A 21,346-nucleotide genomic window follows, 5' to 3' on the forward strand; every position below is an offset into this window, starting at 1 on the left:
TGGTGGCTGTTGTGGTGGTGGGGTCCGGTCGGGGGTGGGGGGTCGCCTCCGACCGGACCCTGGTGTGGGGGGTTTAGATGGCGGTGAGGGTCATGGTGGCGGTGTAGGTGCCGGTCTTGGTGGTGGTGGGGGCGAGGAGGTTGAGGGTGGCGCCGATGTGGGCGGTGCCGTTGGCGGTGCCGACTCCGGCGGTGGCGAGTTGCTGGGATTTGGCGAGTCCGCCGTTGGTGCCGGGGTTGATGGTGGTGCCGGGGGTGACGGTCTGTCCGGTGGCGGTGTCGAGGACCTTGGGGGTCCAGCCGAGGTTGGTGGCGGCGATGGTGTCGCCGTTGGTGCTGGTGAAGTCGGCGACCTGGCCGACGACGTTCCAGCCGGGGCTGTGGGTGCGGGTGTCGGTGACGGTGACGGGGTTGATGTCGCCGCTGGTGGTGAGGGCGGTGGCGTCGCCGGTGAGGACGGGGGTGGGGAGGGTGACGGCGGCTGCGTTGTCGACGCTGATGGTGAGGCCGCCCTGCTGGGTGACGGTGGTGGTGATGTTCTCGGTGGTGCTGCCGTAGGCGATGGTGACGCCGATGGTGGGGGAGGTGGTGGTGCCGTTGCCGTCGGTCTGGTTGGCGGTGAGGGTGTGGCTGCCGGGGGCCAGGTCGGTGTTGGGGGTGCAGGTCCAGGAGCCGTCGGTGGTGACGGTGGTGGTGCAGACGGTCCTGCCGGTTTCGTCGGTGACCTTGATCGTGGCGCCGGGGGCGCCGGTGCCCGAGATCGCCGGGGTCTTGCCGCCGCTGATCGTCCCGTCACCCGGCGAGCTGATCACCGGAGCACCCGGAGCGTCCGGACCGGTCGACTTCACCGTGAAGTCCTTGCTCTGGTTGAGCAGCATGCTGGTCACGGCCACCGTGTGCCTGCCGGCCGCGAGCCCCTTGCCGTTGGGCGTGAAGGCGTAGCTGAAGTTGCCCGACGTGTCCGCCGTGACCGTGGCCAGCGGGTTTCCGTCGAGGGTCAGCTTCACCGGGTGGTCCGGCAGGAAGCCGGTGGAGGTGATGTTCACCATGCCGTTGGGCAGCACGGTGGTCGAGGGCGACAGTGTCAGCGTGTCCTCCAGCTCGCGCTGGGCGGCCTGCGCCTTGGCTGTCATCGGGTTCCCCGCCGCTGCGGCCGAGGCGAGAGCGGGCACGAACTTGCTGGCGTCCACCGTGCCCCAGCCAGATGCCACGTCATAGCCCGGTGCGGCGTAGTAGCCCGGGACGGTCTTGTAGGTGTTGTTGCCCGTGGTCACGTCGACCAGGCCGTTGGCCACCGGGTCCTTGGCGAGCCTCTGGTACAGCAGCTCGTTGATCGCGCCCAGCGGAGCGCCGTGGATCTGCGTCGCCATGGCGACCACGCCGGCGAACAGCGGGGCGGCCTCGGAGGTGCCGTTCTGGCTGTTCATCGTGATGTCCGGCAGCGAGCGCATCTTGCTGCCGCTGATGGAGGCGATGCCGTCCTGGTAGCTCGGCCGGGCGTAGATCTCCGACAGGCCGGCGCCCTCGATCGGGTCGAGGGGGAAGACGTCGTTGCCGCACGGCGGGCACGGCGCGGTGTGCGACGGCCGGCTGCCGCCGACCGCGGTGACCCACGGCGAGTCCGCCCAGGTCGCCGACGCCGGACCGGAGGAGACCGTGCCGCACTGCTTGGTCGCGGTCGTCAGGTTCTGCGCGGCGCCGCAGTCACCGGTGGCGTTGACGATCGGCACGCCGTAGGCCGCGGCCATGACCTCGCCGATGTCCTGCGCGGTGATCTCCTGCTTGCCACGGCTGTAGTCGGTCTCGCTGCTGCCGTCGCTGATGGACATCACGTCGGCCAGGTGGTTCTGGCTGACGAACTCCATGCCCTTGACGATCTCGGGCATCGCGACCTCGCTGGACGCGTCACCGACGATCTCGCTGTCGGACGGCGTCGCCACGATCAGGATCTTGGCGTACGGCGCCAGCATGTGCGCCGCCTCGACATCCAGCCGCAGCTCGCCCTGCCAGGCGCTGCACGAGCCGTACGAGCCGAGCGCCACCATGCCCGCCGGGCAGGTGCTGGGCAGCGAACCGCTCGGGTAGACCGTCTCGATCGTGGCGTGCGGCAGCCCGACCGTGTCGTCGAACGCGTTCATGGTGGCCTGGATGTTGGGGTCCTCCCAACCCTCCATCAGCGCGATCGTCGTGCCCGCCCCGTCGATGCCCTGCTTCCACAGGGAGTCGACGTGGTACGAGAAGATGTCCCGCAGATCGGCGCTGCCGTAGGACTGGGGGTTCCGGCCGCCGGAATTGATCTTGGCGGTGATCTTGTCGAGCGCCGTGGTCAGCGTGGCGATCCGGTCGTCCTTGCTGGGGCTGTCGCTCGTCGCCGACGTGCTGTGCGCGGTGCTGGCCAGGGCTGCTGTCGCATTGGACAGCAGCATGCCTATCGCCACTGCGGCACCTACCGCAGGGGCGATGGCCCTGCGTGGCACTTTCCGCATTCATGCCTCCGGAAGAATCGAATGACTGGTGGTGCTGATGGGGTCCTGCGACGCCGGATCTGTTCGATGCGCGGCGGTCTGAGGGGCGCTCGCCGGATCAGGACACGGCTGAGCTGTTGTGGTGGTGGGGTCCGGTCGGGGGTGGGGGGTCGCCTCCGACCGGACCCTGGTGTGGGGGGTTTAGATGGCGGTGAGGGTCATGGTGGCGGTGTAGGTGCCGGTCTTGGTGGTGGTGGGGGCGAGGAGGTTGAGGGTGGCGCCGATGTGGGCGGTGCCGTTGGCGGTGCCGACTCCGGCGGTGGCGAGTTGCTGGGATTTGGCGAGTCCGCCGTTGGTGCCGGGGTTGATGGTGGTGCCGGGGGTGACGGTCTGTCCGGTGGCGGTGTCGAGGACCTTGGGGGTCCAGCCGAGGTTGGTGGCGGCGATGGTGTCGCCGTTGGTGTTGGTGAAGTCGGCGACCTGGCCGACGACGTTCCAGCCGGGGCTGTGGGTGCGGGTGTCGGTGACGGTGACGGGGTTGATGTCGCCGCTGGTGGTGAGGGCGGTGGCGTCGCCGGTGAGGACGGGGGTGGGGAGGGTGACGGCGGCTGCGTTGTCGACGCTGATGGTGAGGCCGCCCTGCTGGGTGACGGTGGTGGTGATGTTCTCGGTGGTGCTGCTGTAGGCGATGGTGACGCCGATGGTGGGGGAGGTGGTGGTGCCGTTGCCGTCGGTCTGGTTGGCGGTGAGGGTGTGGCTGCCGGGGGCCAGGTCGGTGTTGGGGGTGCAGGTCCAGGAGCCGTCGGTGGTGACGGTGGTGGTGCAGACGGTCCTGCCGGTTTCGTCGGTGACCTTGATCGTGGCGCCGGGGGCGCCGGTGCCCGAGATCGCCGGGGTCTTGCCCCCGCTGATCGCTCCGTCACCCGGCGAGGTGATCACCGGAGCGGCCGAAGCGTCCGGAGCCACGGTGCCGTGGACGACCTGGGTGAACTCCTTGCCGCTGACCGTGAGGTTCAGCTTGACGTCGATCTCCCACATGCCCGCGGCCGGGTTGGCGACGTGCAGCGTGCCGGTCGCCTTGGTGACACCGTCGACCGTGGTGGCCGCCGAACCCACCGAGGTGGAGAGCTTCCCGCTCGGGTCGACCAGGTAGAAGGTGTACGGGTTGTCGGTGCCGGCGTCGTCCGTCTGGAAGGTCACGGTGAGGTCCTTGCGACCCGCCGCGACCGGGAAGTTGAACGTGCTGGTCTGGCCCTGGTCGCGCCCCACCGTGCTGGTGATCAGGGTGTCGAACGGGCCGCCGGCCGCCGGGATCAGAGTGCGGCGGGACACCGGCAGCGAGGTCGCCGCGCCGCTGTCGGCGGTGAACTGCACCGACTGCGGGTGGTCACCCGGCTCCGCCGGCATCGCGATGTGCAGCGGGACGCCGACGCTGCTGTGCGCCGGGATCACCACCGGGCCGGACGCGGGCGCGGTCACGAAGTGCCGCCCAGAGGCCTTGAACGACACCGAGCCGGTGTACGTGCCCGGCACATTCGGCGGGTCCTGGAGGTGCGAACGGCCGTTCGCCCAGAGGATCTTCGCCGTCCACTTGCCCGCCTCGGGGTGGGCGATCTCGGTGTGCTGGAGGTTGGGGACCGTACCCAGCCTCCCCGCCCTGGTCGACGGCGTGCCGTAGTCGTACGAGATCTGCCGCAGCCGGCCCTTGGGGTCGACCAGCGTGAACGACAGCACCGCCCCATGGGTCGGGTCCGGCCAGATCATGTCGGCGTCGAGCCGGTCGAGGCCGGCCGGCACGGTGAAGGTGACCGGGGCGGCGGCCCTGGCGCCCTCGGCGGGGACCGGCAGGCTCGGGTCCGGAGCGCTGACGTCCTCGGTGACCACATCACCGATCTGCGTGGGCGTGCCCAGCGACCGGTAGCTGCCGGTCACCGTCGTCGCCGTGTCGCCGGTGTTGTACAGCTGCACGGTCTGGTCGTTGGTCGTCCCGGGGTTGCCGGTCAGGTCCAACTGGGTCTGCGGGGTGACCAGGGCGGGGGAGTCGCCGCCGCCCGTGGCCAGCGTGCTGCCGGGCATCTGCTGCGCCGCCTTGACGGCGGCGTAGATGTCCAGCAGCCCGGAGCCCTGCTGGTCGGCCGGTGCACCGATGTCGGTGGCCGTACCGGTGAGGATCTGCTTGACCATCGCGGGCGTCGGGCTGGTGCCGCTGTGCGAGTCCCGGTACGCCTGGATCACATCGGCCGCCGCGCCCGCCACGAACGGAGCCGACTGGCTGGTGCCGCCGAACGCCTCGGTCGCCGTGTTGGTCGGGCAGCCGCTGCCCGCCGGGTTGCAGGCCGCCTGGCCGCCGTAGCCCGGGGCGACCAGGTCGACGACCTTGTTGTTCGGCGTCACACCGCCGGAGGAGAGCGGCGTGATGTCGCCGTTGCCCCAGCCGGTGTAGCCGTACGCCTGCGCGTTCAGCCGCAGGGTGTTGGTCGCGCCCACCGCGATCACCTGCGGGTCGTCCGCCGGCGAGGAGATGGTGCCGGAGACACCGCTGTCACCGGAGGAGACCACCACGGTCACCCCGGCGGCCACCGCAGCGTCGTTGGCCGCCCAGTGGGTCTTGTAGCTGCCCGGTCGGGGCGAGTAGCCGTAGGACTCCGAGATCACATCGACGTGGTACTTGGTGACCGCGGTGTCGATCCCGGCCACGATCTGCGACTCGGACCTGGTACCGGAGTCGGACTGCCCGGCGATGCTCTCCGGCGTGTCCATGTTGCCCGCGTCGACCAGCGACGCGTCCGGCGCGTCGCCCCTCAGCACGAAGGTGCAGCCGGTCGGCAGACCGGAATACGGCAGCTCCTTGGCGAAGTCGTAGACGACCGTGCCCTGCGCACCGATGGACGAGGCGTCACCGTACGCCTCGTCGTTGCTCTTGTCCTTGGTGTAGTCCGGGGCGCCGATCACCACGTGCGAGCCGTCCGTGCGGGTGAAGTTCGGGTTGCCGGCCAGGCTGTTCATCCCGTCGATCCCGATGAGCACCCCCTTGCCGGTGGCTATCGAACTCGCCATGCGCGGGGCGTTCGGGTCGTCGCTCTGGTAGTGGATGTCGGCCAGCGCCTCCGGCTCGTTCAGCGGCTTGGCCGGGTCGCTCGGGCAGAGCGCCGGGTCCAGCGAGGCCGGGTCGTCCACGGTGGCGGTGGTGGCGGTGGCCAGCACCTCGACCTGCGCATCGGGGACGATCTTGCTGACCCCGGAGTTCCGGCTGAGCCGCTTCACCTCGTCCGCCGACAGCTGGGCGGCGACGGCGTTCACGCTGACCAACTGCCTGATGTCCGTACCGCCGTGGCTCTTGATGTCGGACACGATCGACGCCTGGTCCGAGTGCGCGGCGGCGATCCGCTGCGCCCCCTGCGTCCTGAGGTTCAGGTTCGCGTGCTGGTCCTTCATCCAGACGATCACCGGACCGCCGGCGCCGGCGCCGTCCAGTACCGGAGCCGGGGAGACGGTGGCGGTCGCGGCCGCTGCGGGAAGCATCGAGCTGCCCCACGCGGTCACCAGTGCTGCGCTCAGCGACAGGATCGTCGCGGTCCTGAGGAGGTGACGGCGCTCTGATGGAGAGCCCGAACCGCCCGGTGGTGCATTGCGCATCGGTACCCCTTCTCGTGGAGGGAGTGCCGAGCGGGAGGGATCGCCCGTTCGGCTGCGCGAGCGTGGCACGGGGCGTGGCGTCACAGGAACGAGCGATTAATGGCGGAAACGCGACAGGCGACAGATCCGCCACATCTCCGCCACATGCTGACTGGGGCGTTCCGTTGCGGGGGTGGCCGCTGAGCTGGGCGAATCCGATAAAGGACCATTCGCGGTACCGTAATTTTCCGTATGTATCCGACTTAAGCGGGCATCCGGACAGATCGGGCGGCCGCCCCCTTGCCGTCGGTTCCCGGCGGTCCGGACGGCGTGGACGGCCCGGGACGGTTGCGGGGCTGCGCAAGTGGGGACAAAGCTGACGTTCCATCAGTCCGGCCCGATTGGCGGAACGCCGCCGCGCCGATGACTTTGCCGGTGGGCGTGTCCAGGGCTCGCCGCCGTCTCCGGGACCTGGGGTCGCTAGGGCTTGTTCAGGTAGGTGAGGACGGCGCGGACGCGGCGGTTGGTGTCGTCGTCGTCGGTGATGCCGAGCTTGCCGAACATGGAGGTGGTGTACTTGCCGATGGCACTCTCACTGAGAAAGAGCCGGCGGCCGATGGCCTGGTTGGACAGCCCCTCGGCCATGAGGCCCAGCACGGAGTACTCGCGTTCGGTGAGCCGCTTGAGTCCCCGGGTCGGCGAACTGCCGGACAGCAGCCTTGCGATGACGGCCGGGTCCATGGCGGTCCCGCCGCCCGCGACGCGCTCCAGGGCGCCGATGAACTGGTCGGCGTCGAACACGCTCTCCTTGAGCAGGTAGCCGACACCGCCGGAGCCGTCGGCCAGGAGTTCCCGGGCGTACAACTGCTCGACGTGCTGGGAGAGGATGAGGACCGGCAGTCCGGGCATCTCGTCGCGGGCGGCGAGGGCTGCCCGCAGGCCCTCGTCCGACTGGTTCGGCGGCATGCGGACGTCGATGACGGACACATCCGGGCGCCACGTCCGCAGCGCCGCGAGCGTCTCGGGCCCGGTGGCCGCCGTCGCCACCACCTGATGCCCGCATGCCTCGATCAGGCGGACCATGCCGTCACGCAGGAGGTAGAGGTCTTCGGCTACAACGATTCGCATGGCACCGCCATCCTGACATGGGTCGGACCGCCCGGCGGGCTGCTGATCTCCAGGGTGCCGTCGAAGACCGCGAGGCGGCGGCGCAGGCCCGCGAGCCCGCCGCCGGTCCGGACGTCGGCTCCGCCCCGGCCGTCGTCCTCGACCTCGGCGACGATGCCGGTGCCGTCCCGAGTGAGGGAGATGTGCGCCCGGGACGCCTGGGCGTGCCTGACCGCGTTGGTGAGCAGCTCGGCGATGCCGAAGTAGACGGCGGACTCGATCGGCGGGTCCAGACGCAGCGGGGTGTCGGCGCTGACGGCCACATCGAGGGGGATGTCCAGGGCGAGGGCGCGGACGGCGTCGACGAGCCCGCGCTCGCTCAGTACCGGCGGGCTGATCCCCCGGATCAGCTCGCGCAGCTCGGCCAGCGAGGCGGTGGCGCCGGCCTGCGCGTGCCGCATCAGTGCCCTGGCCTGGTCGGGGTCGGACTCCATCAGTTTCCCGGCGGTCGCCAGGGAGAGCCCGAGCGCGACCAGGCGGGCCTGCGCTCCATCGTGCAGATCCCGCTCGATCCGGCGGATCTCGGCGGCTTGGGCGACCGTCGTGTCCGCGCGTTGGGCGGTCAGCTCCTCCACCCGGTCGGCCAGCGCCATCGCGGGCGACGGGCGCAGGAACCGTACGGCCACCGGCTTGATGGGCCGCCAGGCGTACGGGGCGGAGGCGATGGCCACGACCGCACCGAGCGCCCCGAGGAGGCGCGCGGCGGGCTCCGGTCGGCCGAGCCCGAGGACCGCCGCGGCCACCCCGGCCGGCGGCAGGGACGCGACCACACCGGCGGTGAGCGGCGCGATCCCCGTGAACCGCAGGTCGCGCCAGGTGGCGGGGTCGCTCCACCGGACCCGCCACCGCTGGTCCATGAGGGCGTCCCGACGGGTGCGCTCATAGGAGAAGCCGTTCCACCAGTACCCGGTGGACATCCGCGTGACCTGCCCGGCCTGCCGGTATCCGGCGGGGATGACGGTGGCGGTCCACCTCGCGACGAGGAAGCGGACGATCCGGCAGACCGGGCGGGACAGGGCCAGCGTGCCCACGCAGACCAGCATGAACGGCGCCACCCACGACCACGGGTTTCCCGCCCCCCACCAGATCCCCAGCGCCACGGCGGCGGCCCACACGGCCGGGACCAGCATGCTCACGGCCGCCACGACACACGCCCGCACAAACCCCACCCCGGCGCTCGCCACCCACGAACCCAGCTGTCTCATGACTCTTCCCCCGCCTTCCGTTCGGTGCTCCCACTCTGCACCGCGCGGAGCCCGCTGCCGCCCTGATCAGCCGGAGAGTGGGGCCGGCCCCACCCACCCGTGTGTCCAGGCCGATACCGCCCCGGCCCGGCACTTCGTAGCGTCGGTGAGCATGGAAACCGACAACGTCAGACCCCGCTGCTACGGTCCGTGGATGACAAGAATCGTGCCCTACACCGGTGGCGAGAAGGAAAGCCTGCACGCCAGCCTCGACCGGCATCGCGATGTGATCCTCTGGAAGCTCGACGGCCTTGACGACGAAGCACTGCGGCGACCCATGACTCCGTCAGGGACCAACCTGCTGGCCATGGTGAAGCACTTGGCAACCGTCGAATACGGGTGGTTCTGCACAACGTTCGGGCGCGAGACCGAACCGTTCTGGTTCGATGCCTACACAGAAGACATGACCGTGGAACCGCACGAGTCCACCGCAGACATCGTGGAGTTCTACGGCCGCGCCCGAGCCGCCGCCGACCAAGCGATCGACGAGATCCACCTTGACGGCCTCGGCACATCCTGGAACGGCATCACCGTGTCCATGCGCTGGGTGCTGATCCACATGATCGAAGAGACCGCACGACACGCGGGACACATGGACATCGTGCGAGAGCTCATCGACGGAGCAACCGGCGACCACCTGCGCGCCTGACACCCCAATCCGGCCACGGCGGACGGGGGAGGGGCTCCGTCCGCCGTCTTTGCTGCTCCGGGTGACAGGGCCTCTCGCGGCAACCCGCAGGCCGCCGACCACCGGCCCCGGCGGTTGCGAAAGTTTCGCCGTGGTGGGTGGTCGTGGAGCCCTTGTGGGGCTGGGAGTTGCGGCTTCCGAAATGTTTCGACTGATAGCCCTGGTGATCACTGGTGAGTTTCGGTGAACTTTCGGAAACAACTCATTGACGGGCGCTTTGATCCGGGCGCATACTCTCCAGCGATTGAAATGTCCGCGTAACGAAGAAGCGCCTTCGTACGGCCATCGGTCTGCTCTTCCCGGCTGCGTTGCATGACGTGGCGTGCGCTGTGCCGTCCCCTTCGGGGACCGGTCGTCATTCCCGGGTTGCCCCTGGCCCCGGGCCGTTCGTTCGGCTCTGCCGGCTCGTATCGCGCCGTCCGGATGTTCCCCTGTCAGCCTTCATCAGGAGGAAGCACGCTCATGGGTCATGTCTCTGCCCGTTGGACGGGCGGTATACGCAACCGTGTCAGGCTGCTGGTCGGTGCCACGTGTGCCCTGGCGCTGGCCGTGGCCGCGCTGGCCATGCCCAGTACCGCCAGCGCTGACACGACGATCACCTCGAACCAGACCGGTACCAACAACGGCTACTACTACTCGTTCTGGACCGATGGCGGCGGTTCGGTCTCGATGAACCTGGGTTCCGGTGGCAACTACAGCACCACCTGGAGCAATGTCGGCAACTTCGTCGCCGGCAAGGGCTGGAGCACCGGCGCGCGCAAGAGCGTGAACTACTCGGGCAGCTTCAACCCGTCCGGCAACGCGTACCTGGCCCTGTACGGCTGGACGACCAACCCGCTCGTCGAGTACTACGTCGTCGACAACTGGGGCACCTACCGGCCCACGGGTACCTTCAAGGGCACCGTCACCAGCGACGGCGGCACCTACGACATCTACCAGACGACGCGGACCAACGCCCCGTCGATCGAGGGCACCAAGACGTTCAACCAGTACTGGAGCGTCCGGCAGTCGAAGAAGACCGGCGGCACCATCACCACCGGCAACCACTTTGACGCCTGGTCCAAGTACGGCATGAACCTGGGCAGCTTCAACTACATGATCCTCGCCACCGAGGGCTACCAGAGCAGCGGCAACTCCAACATCACGGTGAGCGACGGCGGCAGCGGGAGCACCACGGGCGGGACCACCACGGGTGGCACGACCACGGGTGGCACCACGACCGGTGGCACCACGACGGGTGGCAGCACCACCGGTGGGGCGACCACGGGTGGTACCACGACTGGTGGTTCCACCACGGGTGGGGGCGGGACGCCGGGTGGTTGCAAGGTCGCCTACAACCCGAACTCGTGGCCGGGCGGTTTCACGGCCGATGTGACGATCACCAACACCGGTTCCTCTGCGATCAACGGGTGGAACCTGGGCTTCACGCTGCCCAGTGGCCAGTCCGTGGCCAACGCCTGGAACGCCAACATCTCGCCCAGCAGCGGTGCGGTGACGGCTTCGAATGTCTCGTTCAACGGCCAGATCCCGGCGAACGGCGGGACCGCGTCGTTCGGCTTCCAGGGCACCTGGAGCGGATCCAGCTTCAGCAAGCCTGGCTCATTCACCCTCAACGGCACCGCCTGTTCCGTGGCCTGACCGCGCACCAGGCCATCCGAGGCTCGGCATAACCAGAGCGGCCGAGGTATCCGCGTTCCTCGGCCGCTCGCCGCCACCCCCACCCGCGGTCCGCCGCCTGCACGAGTAGGAACCCCCCATGCGCATCGCCCCCCATCTGTCGATACGCGGCCTGGTCACGGGTCTGGCCGTCGCCGCGATGGCCATGGCAGGCACCGTCTCCCTCGGTGTCAACGCCACCCCGTCGCACGCCGCCACCTGCAACGGATACGTCGGACTCACCTTCGACGACGGCCCGTCCAACGACCACACCCCGGCCATACTCAACGCACTCAAGCAGAACGGCCTGCGGGCCACCATGTTCAACGAGGGCCAGTACGCCGCCTCCTACCCCGCCCAGGTCCAGGCCGAGATCAACGCCGGCATGTGGGTCGGCAACCACAGCTACACCCACCCGCACCTGACCCAGCAGAGCCAGGCCCAGATCGACTCGGAGATCTCCCGGACCCAGCAGGCCATCTCCAGCGCGGGCGGCGGCACGCCGAAGCTCTTCCGTCCGCCGTACGGTGAGACCAACTCCACGCTGAAGTCGGTCGAGGCCAAGTACGGCCTGACCGAGATCATCTGGGACGTCGACTCGCAGGACTGGAACGGCGCCAGCGTCGACGCCATCGTGCAGGCCAATGCGCAGCTCGGCAACGGCCAGGTCATCCTGATGCACGAGTGGCCCGCCAACACGCTCACCGCGATCCCGCGCATCGCGCAGGGCCTGGCCAGCCGTGGACTGTGCGCCGGCATGATCTCCCCGCAGACCGGCCGCGCCGTTGCCCCCGACGGCGGCGGCACCACCACGGGTGGCACGACCACGGGTGGCACCACGACCGGTGGCACCACGACGGGTGGCAGCACCACCGGTGGGGCGACCACGGGTGGTACCACGACTGGTGGTTCCACCACGGGTGGGGGCGGGACGCCGGGTGGTTGCAAGGTCGCCTACAACCCGAACTCGTGGCCGGGCGGTTTCACGGCCGATGTGACGATCACCAACACCGGTTCCTCTGCGATCAACGGGTGGAACCTGGGCTTCACGCTGCCCAGTGGCCAGTCCGTGGCCAACGCCTGGAACGCGAACATCTCGCCCAGCAGCGGTGCGGTGACGGCTTCGAATGTCTCGTTCAACGGCCAGATCCCGGCGAACGGCGGGACCGCGTCGTTCGGCTTCCAGGGCACCTGGAGCGGTTCCAGCTTCAGCAAGCCCGCTTCGTTCACCCTCAACGGCACCGCCTGCTCCATGGCCTGACGCTGCACCAGGCCGTCACGGGGCCCGGATCGCTTCCACGCGGTCCGGGCCCTGGCCGTTCACGCAGGTATCTCCCGCGCGCCTGAGGATCACTCCATCCCGGGGTGCTCAGACGCCGCTGCCCGAAGTCTCCACCGGATAGGGGACGTCCCATGGACGTCCTGCGGACCGCCGTCAGCTTCTTCGGCGCCGAGGACCCCGCCGAGGACGACGGCAGCCCGACCGCCAACCGGACCAAGTCCCTTGCCCTGCTGGCGAAGCCCACATCACCGCGCAGCTGGCCCACAACGCCCTGGTCCGCCCGCTGGCCTCCTACGGCGGACAGGGCCAGCGACCCGTGCGCGGCGGGCCTCCTGACGGAACGGAACGGAACGCAGCCGGCGCACCGAGCCGAAAAACGCTTGGACTCCGCAGACACCGTCGCGGGACACTGGGGTTCCTGGCTCCTCCGTACTCGTACGAATGCGTCGCCACGAGCCGCGTGGTGGCTCCGTCGTCGTTCCCGAGGGCATTCACTCGAACCGAAGCTCCCGCGGCCAGTGGAGCAACCGCTTCTCCCGGGAGAAGCGCGTGGCGGGCTGCCGCACGACACCACGGGGTTGGGATGGGATCGCCTACATCGCGCGGGGGTACTCCCGGCAGGGGCTCGGTGCTCCTCGCACTTCGCTACTACGGACGGGAGTTGCTCCGGCTCCGGCGGCAGACGGTGCCCGCGATGCTGCTGCCGGCACTGGGCAACATCGGCATCAACTACATCGCGCCGCTGGTCGTCGCCAAGCTCGTCGGCCGAATCGCCGGCGACGCCGGAATCGACCTCGGCTCGACGCTGCCCTACATCCTCGTCTTCGCCTGTGTCCTGCTGCTCGCCGAGACACTGTGGCGCATCGGCCTGCACAACCTGAACCGCCTGGACGCCCTCGGTATCGAGCACCTGTATGTGATCGGCATGGACGAGCTGTTCGCCAAGGACGCCGCGTTCTTCCACGACAACTTCGCCGGATCGCTGACCAAGCGGGTCCTGAGCTTCGCCTCCCGCTTCGAGGCGTTTGTCGACACGCTGACGTTCTCGGTGGTGGGCAGCCTCGTCCCGCTGATGTTCGGGTCGGTGGTGCTGTGGCGCTACGAACCGCTGCTCGTCGTCGGACTCCTGGCGATGATCGCGCTGACGGCGCTCTGTGTGACGCCCCTCATCCGCCGCCGCCAGGCGCTCGTTGCCCAGCGCGAGGAGGCGATTGCCCGGGTTTCGGGCCACGTCGCCGACAGCCTGACCAATATGGACACCGTCCGGGCGTTCGCCGCCGAGGAACGCGAGGCCGCCGAGCACCGGTCCCGCGTCGCGGAGTCGCGGCGGCTCTCGCTGCGGTCGTGGGACTACGGCAACCTGCGTATCGACACGCTGGTCGCGCCGCTGTCCGTGCTGACCAATGCGCTGGGCCTGCTGCTCGCCATCGCACTCGGCGGCGGCAGGCACGGCGTGGAGGCGGTCGTGGTCGCCTTCACGTACTACACCAACGCGACGCGGATCATGTTCGAGTTCAACCAGATCTACCGCCGCCTGGAGAGCTCGATGACGGAGGCCGCACAGTTCACCGAACTGCTGCTGACGTCGCCGACCGTACTCGACCCGGCGTCGCCGGAGCCGCTGCTCTCCCGGGCCGCCGAGGTCCGCTTCGAGCAGGTGACCTTCGCCCACGGGGGCGCCAAGCCGCTCTTCGAGGGCCTTGACCTGGCCGTGCCCAGCGGGGCGAAGATCGGGCTGGTCGGCCGGTCCGGCGGCGGCAAGACCACGCTCACCCGGCTGCTGCTGCGTATGACGGATATCGAGGCCGGCCGCATCCTGATCGGTCGTCAGGACATCAGCCGGCTGCGCCAGGCCGACCTGCGCAGTCTGATCGCCTATGTGCCGCAGGACCCCGCGATGTTCCACCGCACGCTGCGGGAGAACATCGCGTTCGCCCGACCGGACGCCACCGAAGCCGAGATCCGCCGGGCGGCCGAGGCGGCACACGTCACGGAGTTCGCCGACGCGCTGCCGGACGGCTTCGACACCATGGTGGGCGAGCGCGGAGTCAAGCTGTCCGGCGGACAGCGCCAGCGGGTCGCCCTCGCCAGAGCGATCCTGCGCGACGCGCCGATCCTGCTGCTCGACGAGGCGACCAGCGCCCTGGACTCCGAGAGCGAGCTCCTCGTCCAGGAGGCGCTGTGGCGGCTCATGGAGGGGCGCACGGCGCTGGTGGTGGCGCACCGGCTGAGCACGGTCGCCAATATGGACCGGCTGGTCGTCCTGGACCGTGGACGGATCGTCGAGCAGGGCACACACCAGGAGTTGCTTGCATCGGACGGCTCCTACGCCAAGCTGTGGCAGCACCAGTCGGGCGGCTTCCTGGACGACAGCCCCGCCGCACGAGCCGACCTGAACTGAACGGGCAAGGCTCGGCAGCCCGGGTCGGCGCCCGGAGTCGGCGTGCACGGCCGGTCAATTCCGCGGCGGCGGCTCCGGCCTCGGGATTGGTGGGGACGACCATCTGCGAGGACCAGCCGTGGAAGTCCTCGCGGTCGGCCGCCGGGACCCCGAGGAGTCCGCAGATCACCGCCATCGGGAGCGGCAGCGCCAGGGCTGCGACCCGCCGGGCGGTGAACTCCTTGGACACCAGTCGCCGCAGGCGGGTGTGGAGCGGCGGATCGACCTGGCGCATATCGTCGGCCCTGGCATGATGCACCTGGTGATGACCGATCAGCCCCGAACCTCAACCTCCGAACCTCTCTTCGACGCACCTCTCTTCGACCACCGTTCCGCCGCGTGTGACGCACTGCATGGCCTGGCCGTCGGTGATGCGTTCGGCGCACAGTTCTTCGTACCCGAGAACCGGACCGCCCTGGACGAGCGCTGCCTCCCGCCCGGCCCGTGGCCGTGGACGGATGACACCGAGATGGCCTGCTCGGTCTTCGACGCGCTGCGGCTGCGGGGCTCGGTGGACCAGTGGGGGTTGGCGCGCTCCTTTGCGCGGCGGCATGACTTCGACCGAGGGTACGGCCCGGCGATGAACCGGCTCCTACGGCAGGTCCGCGAGGGCGGCTCATGGCGAGACCTCGCCGCCGGGCTGTTCGACGGGCAAGGGTCCTTCGGCAATGGCTCGGCGATGCGGGTGGCGCCGCTGGGAGCCTGGTTCGCCGTGGACCTGGAGGAGGCCGCCTGGCAGGCCGCGCGCTCGGCCGAGGTCACGCATACCCACCCGGAGGCGGTGGCCGGAGCAGTGGCCGTCGCGGTCGCGGCCGCCTGCGCCGCGCGCAGCCGTGGCCGCCGCATCACGCCGCAGGAGCTGTTGCAGCCAGTGGTGGAGCTGACCCCGGCGGGAAAGGTGCGCGACGGTGCGGCCGAGGCGCTCTCCCTGACCGACCAGCCGCATGTGGAGCTGGCCGCCCACCGGCTGGGCAACGGGCGGCTGGTCAGCGCGGTGGACACCGTGCCGTTCACGCTGTGGTGCGCGGCCAGGCACTTGGACGACTACGAGGCCGCGCTGTGGGCCACGGCCTCGGCGGGCGGGGATGTCGACACCACCTGCGCGATCGTGGGCGGAATCCTGGCTTCCCGCCTGGGCGTTGACGGCATCCCGAGGCACTGGCACGACACCGTGGAACCGCTGCCGCCATGGCTGGAGCCGGATCGGCTCGGCACCGACGCGAGCCCAACGGACTTCCCGCAGACGGTGCCGATCAAGCACCCGAAGCCGATCCAGCCTCCCGACCTGGTGTGGACACCCGGCGAGTGGCAGCGGATCCGCCATGGCGTCCGGGCCCAGGCCATGGAGGAGAAATGGAACGCCTACCTTGCAGATGACCGGCTCCTGCTCAGCCGCAGCTCGACCGACCACTGCCTCTTCGAGGTAGCCGTCGAGCCGACTGCGGACGGTTGGCGGCCGGTGAGCGCCTGGGTGGAGTCCGCCCGCGACCGATACCGGCGCGGGACCGACGAGGCGGAGAGCGCCTTCCTGGAGATGCTCCTGAACATGTACTTCGGCAAGGCCGACCGACCGGAGCTGTGGGAGCGCTACCGCCGGCTGCGCTTCGGCGGTTGACCCACCTGCCCGACCTGATGACCGACGCCGCCGACGCGTTCCGTTCGCGACCGGGTGTGGTTACGGCTCCGCCCGGATGCGACGCGGATCATGGTTGCAGTGCGTGCGGCGGAAGACCGTCACCGGGTCGCCTCCGGGTGAGGCTGCGGCCGGAACTCGTGGACCACCTCGATACGGCCGACGATGTGCTGGTTGAACGCGTCCAACTCCTCCGCCGGCACCCACAGCTCCAGGATCGTGCTGCCGCCCGCCTGCTGAACCGGATGTCTCCTGGCCGCGCGGCGACTCCAGGGTCTGGCGGGTGGCCTCGGGCGCGGACGAGGCGTATGTGAAGCTGAGCCCGACCCCGGGGGACTGCGCGCGCGAGGTGCGCGCCTACCGGTACGCGGACCGCTCCCTCGCCGCCTGCGGGCCATTATGACCTCGCCGCTGCCGGGCCGTGCCGTCAGGGGTCTCTCCCTCACGGCCGAGGCTGAATCCCGGGTGCACGAGTCCGCCGGCCGACTGCGCGGACGGTGGCACGATCACCCCGAGTCGGTCTCGCCCCGGGTACGCGACGGCATCAGGGCGTCTATGGCCGAGCAGGCGGACGAGGCCGCAGTCTGTCTGGAGCGCACCGCCGAGCACCTCACCGAGGCTCAGCGCGCCCTGGTGCAGCGGGTGGCCCGAGAGCTTCCTCGGCTGGTCGAAGCGCCCACGGCTGACCGACGCGAACCCGGTACCGCCTCCGCCGAATCAGGCGGGAGACAACTTCCAACCCGGACTGTTTACACGCCGTTGATCTGCTGTTATGTTCCTCAATGGGAGCGCTCCCATGACGCTTCATTCACCCCACCCCCCACCCCCGAAGCGGCTGCGGTGGGCTACGGCTTCGGGGGATGTCGCCGGAAGGTCTCCACCTTGAACAGAAGCAGAAAACTGTCCTTAATCTCAGCGGTTGCGACCCTCTTCTCCTCATTGGGCCTGCTCTTCCTCGGTCAGGGCACCGCTGAGGCGCATGGCGTCGCCATGATGCCGGGTTCGCGCACGTACCTCTGCTACAAGGACGCCGTCACCTCCACGGGTGCGCTCAGCCCGACCAACGCGGCCTGTGCCGCTGCGATCGCCCAGAGCGGCACGACGCCCCTGTACAACTGGTTCGCGGTCCTGGACTCCAATGCGGGTGGCAAGGGTGACGGCTACGTCGCCAACGGGACGCTGTGCAGTGCGGGCAACAAGTCCCCGTACGACTTCTCCGCCTACAACGCGGCTCGTGACGACTGGCCCAGGACCCACCTGACGTCCGGTTCCACGATCCAGCTCCAGTACAGCAACTGGGCCGCACACCCGGGCAGCTTCCGGGTGTACGTCACCAAGCCGGGCTGGTCGACGTCGAAGGCGCTGGCCTGGGCGGACCTGGATCTCGTCCAGACCGTCACCAACCCGCCCCAGGTGGGCACCCCGGGCACCGACGGTGGCCACTACTACTGGGACCTGCCGCTGCCCTCGGGTCGTTCGGGCAACGCCATGGTCTTCATCCAGTGGGTGCGTTCGGACAGCAACGAGAACTTCTTCTCCTGCTCCGACGTCGCCTTCGACGGCGGCCACGGTGAGGTCACCGGCATCAGGGGCGGCTCGACGCAGCCGCCCACCAGCCCTCCGCCCACCACCGCCCCGCCGACCACGCAGCCGCCCACCAGCCCCCCGCCCACCACGAAGCCGCCGACCACGCCTCCGCCGACCAACCCCGGCAACGGCTCGTGCATGGCCACCTACTCGATCACCAGCTCCTGGAGCGGCGGATTCCAGGGCCAGATCGAGGTCATGAACCACGGCACCTCGCCGACCAGCAAGTGGTCGGTGAGCTGGACCCCGGGTACCGGAACACAGGTCACCAGTCTGTGGAACGGCAACCTCGCCAGCGGCAGTGGTGGCGCCGTGACCGTCACCAACCTCGCCTACAACGGAACCATCGCCCCCAATGGCTCCACCACCTTCGGTTTCCTCGCCAACTCCACCGGAAACAACCTCCCGGTCGGTTCGATCAGCTGCAGCTTCTGACAGGCTGACCGACTGACGCCGGTGTCCGGGCCGCGTTGTCGCCGTCGTGCAGACCGTCCCCACCGACGACGCCGGCACCCTCACTCACCGACCGAGCCTGCTGTCCGAGGCCGTTGACCACCGGGCCCTGGGCGGAGCCGGTACCGGGCGCGGCACCCGACCAACGGCGCGGAACTGGAAGAAGACCTCCTCGACCGCCGAGCACGTTCCGAAGCCGAGGGCTGGACCGGTGAGACCGAAGGCATCGACCTCACCCTCACCTTCCTCCGGGCCAAGCGCGACGAGACGCAACGCCGAGCCCAGCGACCACCCGTCGACCTCACCGCCGCCACCCTGCACACCCTCACCGGCGCCTATGTCCTGCACACCCTCGACCGGTTCGAACGCTGGCCGCCACCGCCGAACGGCTGGCCACCGCCGCCGCCAGAAGCCCCGACCCGCAGCTGGCTGAAGTCGCTGGTGCTGAGCCGCATCGCCACGGTACGGCAGGAGCCGCCGCAGACCTTCCCGTCGGCCCTGGGACGGGGGGCCCTGGTGCGCGGCCTCTGCCTCAGGGTCCGCTCGCTGCCGCGCTTTGCGCTTGCCGCGTGCCTGGTCGCAGCCGGGTTCGGCGGGGTGGCGGTCTGGCAGCACCGCCAGGCGCAGGACGCCCGGGTCCAGGCGGCGCAGGTGCGGCGCTCCACCGCAGAGCTGTCCCGGGTCCTGACCGCGCCCGACGCCGCTGTGCGTTCCGCCCGGCTGTCCGGCGCCGGGACGGGGACCGTGGTGGTCTCCCGCAGGGTGGACAGGGCGGTGTTCCTCGCCGCTACGCTGCCCTTGCTGCGCAGCGGCGAGGTGTACCAGCTCTGGTTCGACGACGCGGGGACGATGCGCCCGGCCGGACTGCTCCCGGCGCCGCGTTCCTCCGCCGTCGCCGTCCTGCTGGACGGCCCGGTCGGCCGGGCGACCGGCGTGGGCATCACCGTCGAGGCGGCTGGTGGCTCGACCCGGCCCACCACCGCTCCGCTGGCCCTGGTCCTCTTCTCGTAGCGGCGGCGCCGGGGGGAGATCCCCGGTGCCACGACCCGTCCTGGCGGCCTGATGTGACCTGTCGGTGAGCAGCTGGTGAGGCGGAGGGTTTGATGCCATCGGGGCGATTTCGGGCGGCGGGGCTGCGCGGATCGGTATCAACCCGGACGTACCCGGCGTCGCCGCAGCGTATGGGCTGCCCAAGGGGGTGTTTTGCACGGCTGAGGGCAAGTACGGTTCTCCGACCAGGTGATCAGATCCGGTCACCCTGTCCCTCTGTGTTGGAGACCGGTTTATGCGAAGACAGTCTGTGGGGAGCCGTGCCGCGGCGGTGGTTGCCGTGGTACTCGGTCTGGTGGGCACGGCGATACCGGCGCAGGCCGTGTCGGCCAAACCCGGTGTGCGGGTGTCGCCTTCGGGTGGTTCCCTGACCCGGGCTCAGGCGGTCAAGGTGTGCCCGGAGAACATCCGCGACGCCGTGACGATCCGGGCGCGGGTCCTGGTGGGCAAGGCATGGAAGACCACGTCGGCGAAGCCGAAGACCGGCAGCGCCTGTGCCTCCCTGGTGCCGGGCAAGCTCGTGGCGAAGCCGGGCACCTACAAGATGCAGTTCCAGGTGGTGCGGCCGAAGAACGTCACCGTCACGGCGGCCAGGACCGCCAAGGTCGTGGCGTCGGCGGTGAAGGTCTCCAAGCCCGCGGTGACCACCGCGAAGGTGTCGGCGGCGGTCTCGCCGGTCTTCGGGCAGAAGGTGGCCCTTCAGGTCAAGTCGGGCTCCTCCTGGAAGGCCGTCTCCACGGTGACCGTGAAGACGACCGGCGGGTCGCAGACCGTCTCCTATGCCCGCCCGAAGGCGGTCGGGACGTATCGGATCCTGTCGCAGAAGGCGACATGGGCCTTGGAGAAGGCGTCGTCCTCCTTCACCATCGCCGCCCCGAAGCCCACCCCGACCCCGACGCCCACCCCCAAGCCCACCCCGACCCCCACTCCCACCCCGACTCCCACCCCCACGCCGACTCCCACGCCCACCCCGACGCCGGAGCCGTCGTCCGAACCCTCGATACTGCGGCTTGTCTTCGACACCTCCGCCGAGGACTGCGACATCGACGATCCGGTCACGCTGTCCACCCCCGGCGCCGACGGGACCATCTCCTGGGGTGACGGCGACGACCCGGTCGCGCTGTCCGCCGCCCCGACGTGGACCTTCACCACCGAGGGCGTCCATGAGGTGACCCTGACCGGCACCATCCCGGCACTGCACGCGCTGGCCTCCGGCGCGGACTGCCTGACCCGGGTGGACCGTTGGGACGCCGAGACCGGCACGACCGACCTCAGCGGGGCGTTCCAGGACGCCTCCAACCTCACCTCGGTGGCGACGCCTCCGCCCGGTGTGACCACGCTCGCCTACACGTTCAGCGGCGCCACCTCGTTCAACGGCGACATCAGCGGCTGGGACACCTCCCAGGTGACCTCCCTCCAGGGCACATTCCGCTGGGCCTCGTCGTTCGACCAGCCGATCGGCGGTTGGAACACCGCGAAGGTGACCAACCTGGACGACACGTTCTACAGTGCGTCGTCGTTCAACCAGCCGATCGGCGGTTGGAACACCGAAAAGGTGACCAGCCTGGACGGCACGTTCTACGGAGCCTCGTCGTTCGACCAGCCGATCGGAGGCTGGAAGACCTCGAAGGTGACCAGCCTGGACAGGACCTTCGCCACGGCCACCGCGTTCAACCAGCCGATCGGCGGTTGGAACACCGCGAAGGTGACCAGCCTGGACGGCACGTTCTACGGAGCCTCGTCGTTCGACCAGCCGATCGGTGACTGGGACACCTCCCACGTGACCAGCCTGAGTGCGACGTTCTCCAGGGCCACCGCGTTCAACCAGCCCATCGGCGGGTGGAACACCTCCCGCGTGACGGACATGAGCAACACGTTCTCCAACGCCCTCTCGTTCAACCAGGACCTGAGCCGCTGGAACGTCGGAGCGGTCGTCGTCATAACGGGCTACGACGCGGGTGCCACCTCCTGGCAGGAGAGCGGCAAGCCGCACTTCTCGTAGTACCGGCCCGGTCATCCGACCGGGACCAGGCCGCAAGGCCACGCACATCGGGCAGACGGAGGCAG

The 21,346-nt window shown here is 69.7% G+C and carries 12 protein-coding genes and 1 pseudogene; 9 read left to right on the plus strand and 4 right to left on the minus strand.

Annotated features, from left to right (window positions below; genetic code table 11):
* Window positions 1-73: 73 nt before the first annotated feature.
* The 4 genes from C7M71_RS25445 to C7M71_RS25460 form a co-directional block, all read right to left on the minus strand.
* Window positions 74-2,437 carry an Ig-like domain-containing protein gene (locus C7M71_RS25445; RefSeq protein ID WP_162824365.1) on the minus strand — a complete coding sequence of 788 codons (2,364 nt, stop codon included), beginning with the start codon at window positions 2,435-2,437 and terminating at the stop codon, window positions 74-76.
* A 228-nt stretch (window positions 2,438-2,665) separates the two neighbouring features.
* Window positions 2,666-5,986 carry a S8 family serine peptidase gene (locus C7M71_RS25450; RefSeq protein ID WP_162824366.1) on the minus strand — a complete coding sequence of 1,107 codons (3,321 nt, stop codon included), beginning with the start codon at window positions 5,984-5,986 and terminating at the stop codon, window positions 2,666-2,668.
* A gap of 573 nt (window positions 5,987-6,559) precedes the next feature.
* Complete coding sequence (locus tag C7M71_RS25455; protein ID WP_111491341.1) at window positions 6,560-7,207, minus strand: response regulator transcription factor; 648 nt, start codon at window positions 7,205-7,207, stop codon at window positions 6,560-6,562.
* A complete protein-coding gene (locus tag C7M71_RS25460) occupies window positions 7,192-8,451 on the minus strand; it encodes a sensor histidine kinase (protein ID WP_111491339.1) in 1,260 nt (419 codons plus the stop codon). The genes C7M71_RS25455 and C7M71_RS25460 overlap by 16 nt, the downstream gene beginning before the upstream one ends.
* 151 nt (window positions 8,452-8,602) lie before the next feature.
* Between C7M71_RS25460 and C7M71_RS25465 the strand changes: the two genes are divergently transcribed.
* The 9 genes and pseudogenes from C7M71_RS25465 (at window position 8,603) to C7M71_RS25510 (ending at window position 21,281) form a co-directional block, all read left to right on the plus strand.
* Entirely contained in the window at window positions 8,603-9,139 is a 537-nt protein-coding gene (locus tag C7M71_RS25465; protein ID WP_229758903.1) for a DinB family protein, read from the plus strand.
* A gap of 501 nt (window positions 9,140-9,640) precedes the next feature.
* On the plus strand, window positions 9,641-10,816 hold the full coding sequence (locus tag C7M71_RS25470; RefSeq protein WP_111491336.1) for a glycoside hydrolase family 11 protein: 1,176 nt from the start codon (window positions 9,641-9,643) through the stop codon (window positions 10,814-10,816).
* A gap of 118 nt (window positions 10,817-10,934) precedes the next feature.
* Window positions 10,935-12,095: a polysaccharide deacetylase family protein gene (locus tag C7M71_RS25475; RefSeq protein WP_111491335.1), complete on the plus strand. Its 1,161-nt coding sequence runs from the start codon at window positions 10,935-10,937 to the stop codon at window positions 12,093-12,095.
* A gap of 134 nt (window positions 12,096-12,229) precedes the next feature.
* A pseudogene (locus tag C7M71_RS33290) lies at window positions 12,230-12,355 on the plus strand (bifunctional 2-methylcitrate synthase/citrate synthase); the annotation flags it as partial.
* Between the two features lie 344 nt (window positions 12,356-12,699).
* Window positions 12,700-14,517 (plus strand): ABC transporter ATP-binding protein, encoded by a 1,818-nt coding sequence (locus C7M71_RS25480; protein WP_111491334.1) that lies wholly within the window; start codon window positions 12,700-12,702, stop codon window positions 14,515-14,517.
* Between the two features lie 118 nt (window positions 14,518-14,635).
* Window positions 14,636-16,171 carry an ADP-ribosylglycohydrolase family protein gene (locus C7M71_RS32215; protein ID WP_407675945.1) on the plus strand — a complete coding sequence of 512 codons (1,536 nt, stop codon included), beginning with the start codon at window positions 14,636-14,638 and terminating at the stop codon, window positions 16,169-16,171.
* Between the two features lie 957 nt (window positions 16,172-17,128).
* Window positions 17,129-18,211 (plus strand): lytic polysaccharide monooxygenase auxiliary activity family 9 protein, encoded by a 1,083-nt coding sequence (locus C7M71_RS25495; protein WP_229758904.1) that lies wholly within the window; start codon window positions 17,129-17,131, stop codon window positions 18,209-18,211.
* A 360-nt stretch (window positions 18,212-18,571) separates the two neighbouring features.
* The gene (locus tag C7M71_RS25505) at window positions 18,572-19,240 is read left to right on the plus strand and encodes an anti-sigma factor (protein WP_456107181.1); all 669 of its coding nucleotides are present in this window, start codon (window positions 18,572-18,574) and stop codon (window positions 19,238-19,240) included.
* Between the two features lie 319 nt (window positions 19,241-19,559).
* Window positions 19,560-21,281, plus strand: a complete 1,722-nt coding sequence (locus C7M71_RS25510; RefSeq protein WP_114914561.1) for a BspA family leucine-rich repeat surface protein — start codon at window positions 19,560-19,562, stop codon at window positions 21,279-21,281.
* Window positions 21,282-21,346 lie beyond the last annotated feature (65 nt).

Origin of the sequence: Peterkaempfera bronchialis, from assembly GCF_003258605.2 — a bacterium.
In the GTDB taxonomy this organism is placed as follows: Bacteria; Actinomycetota; Actinomycetes; order Streptomycetales; family Streptomycetaceae; genus Peterkaempfera; species Peterkaempfera bronchialis.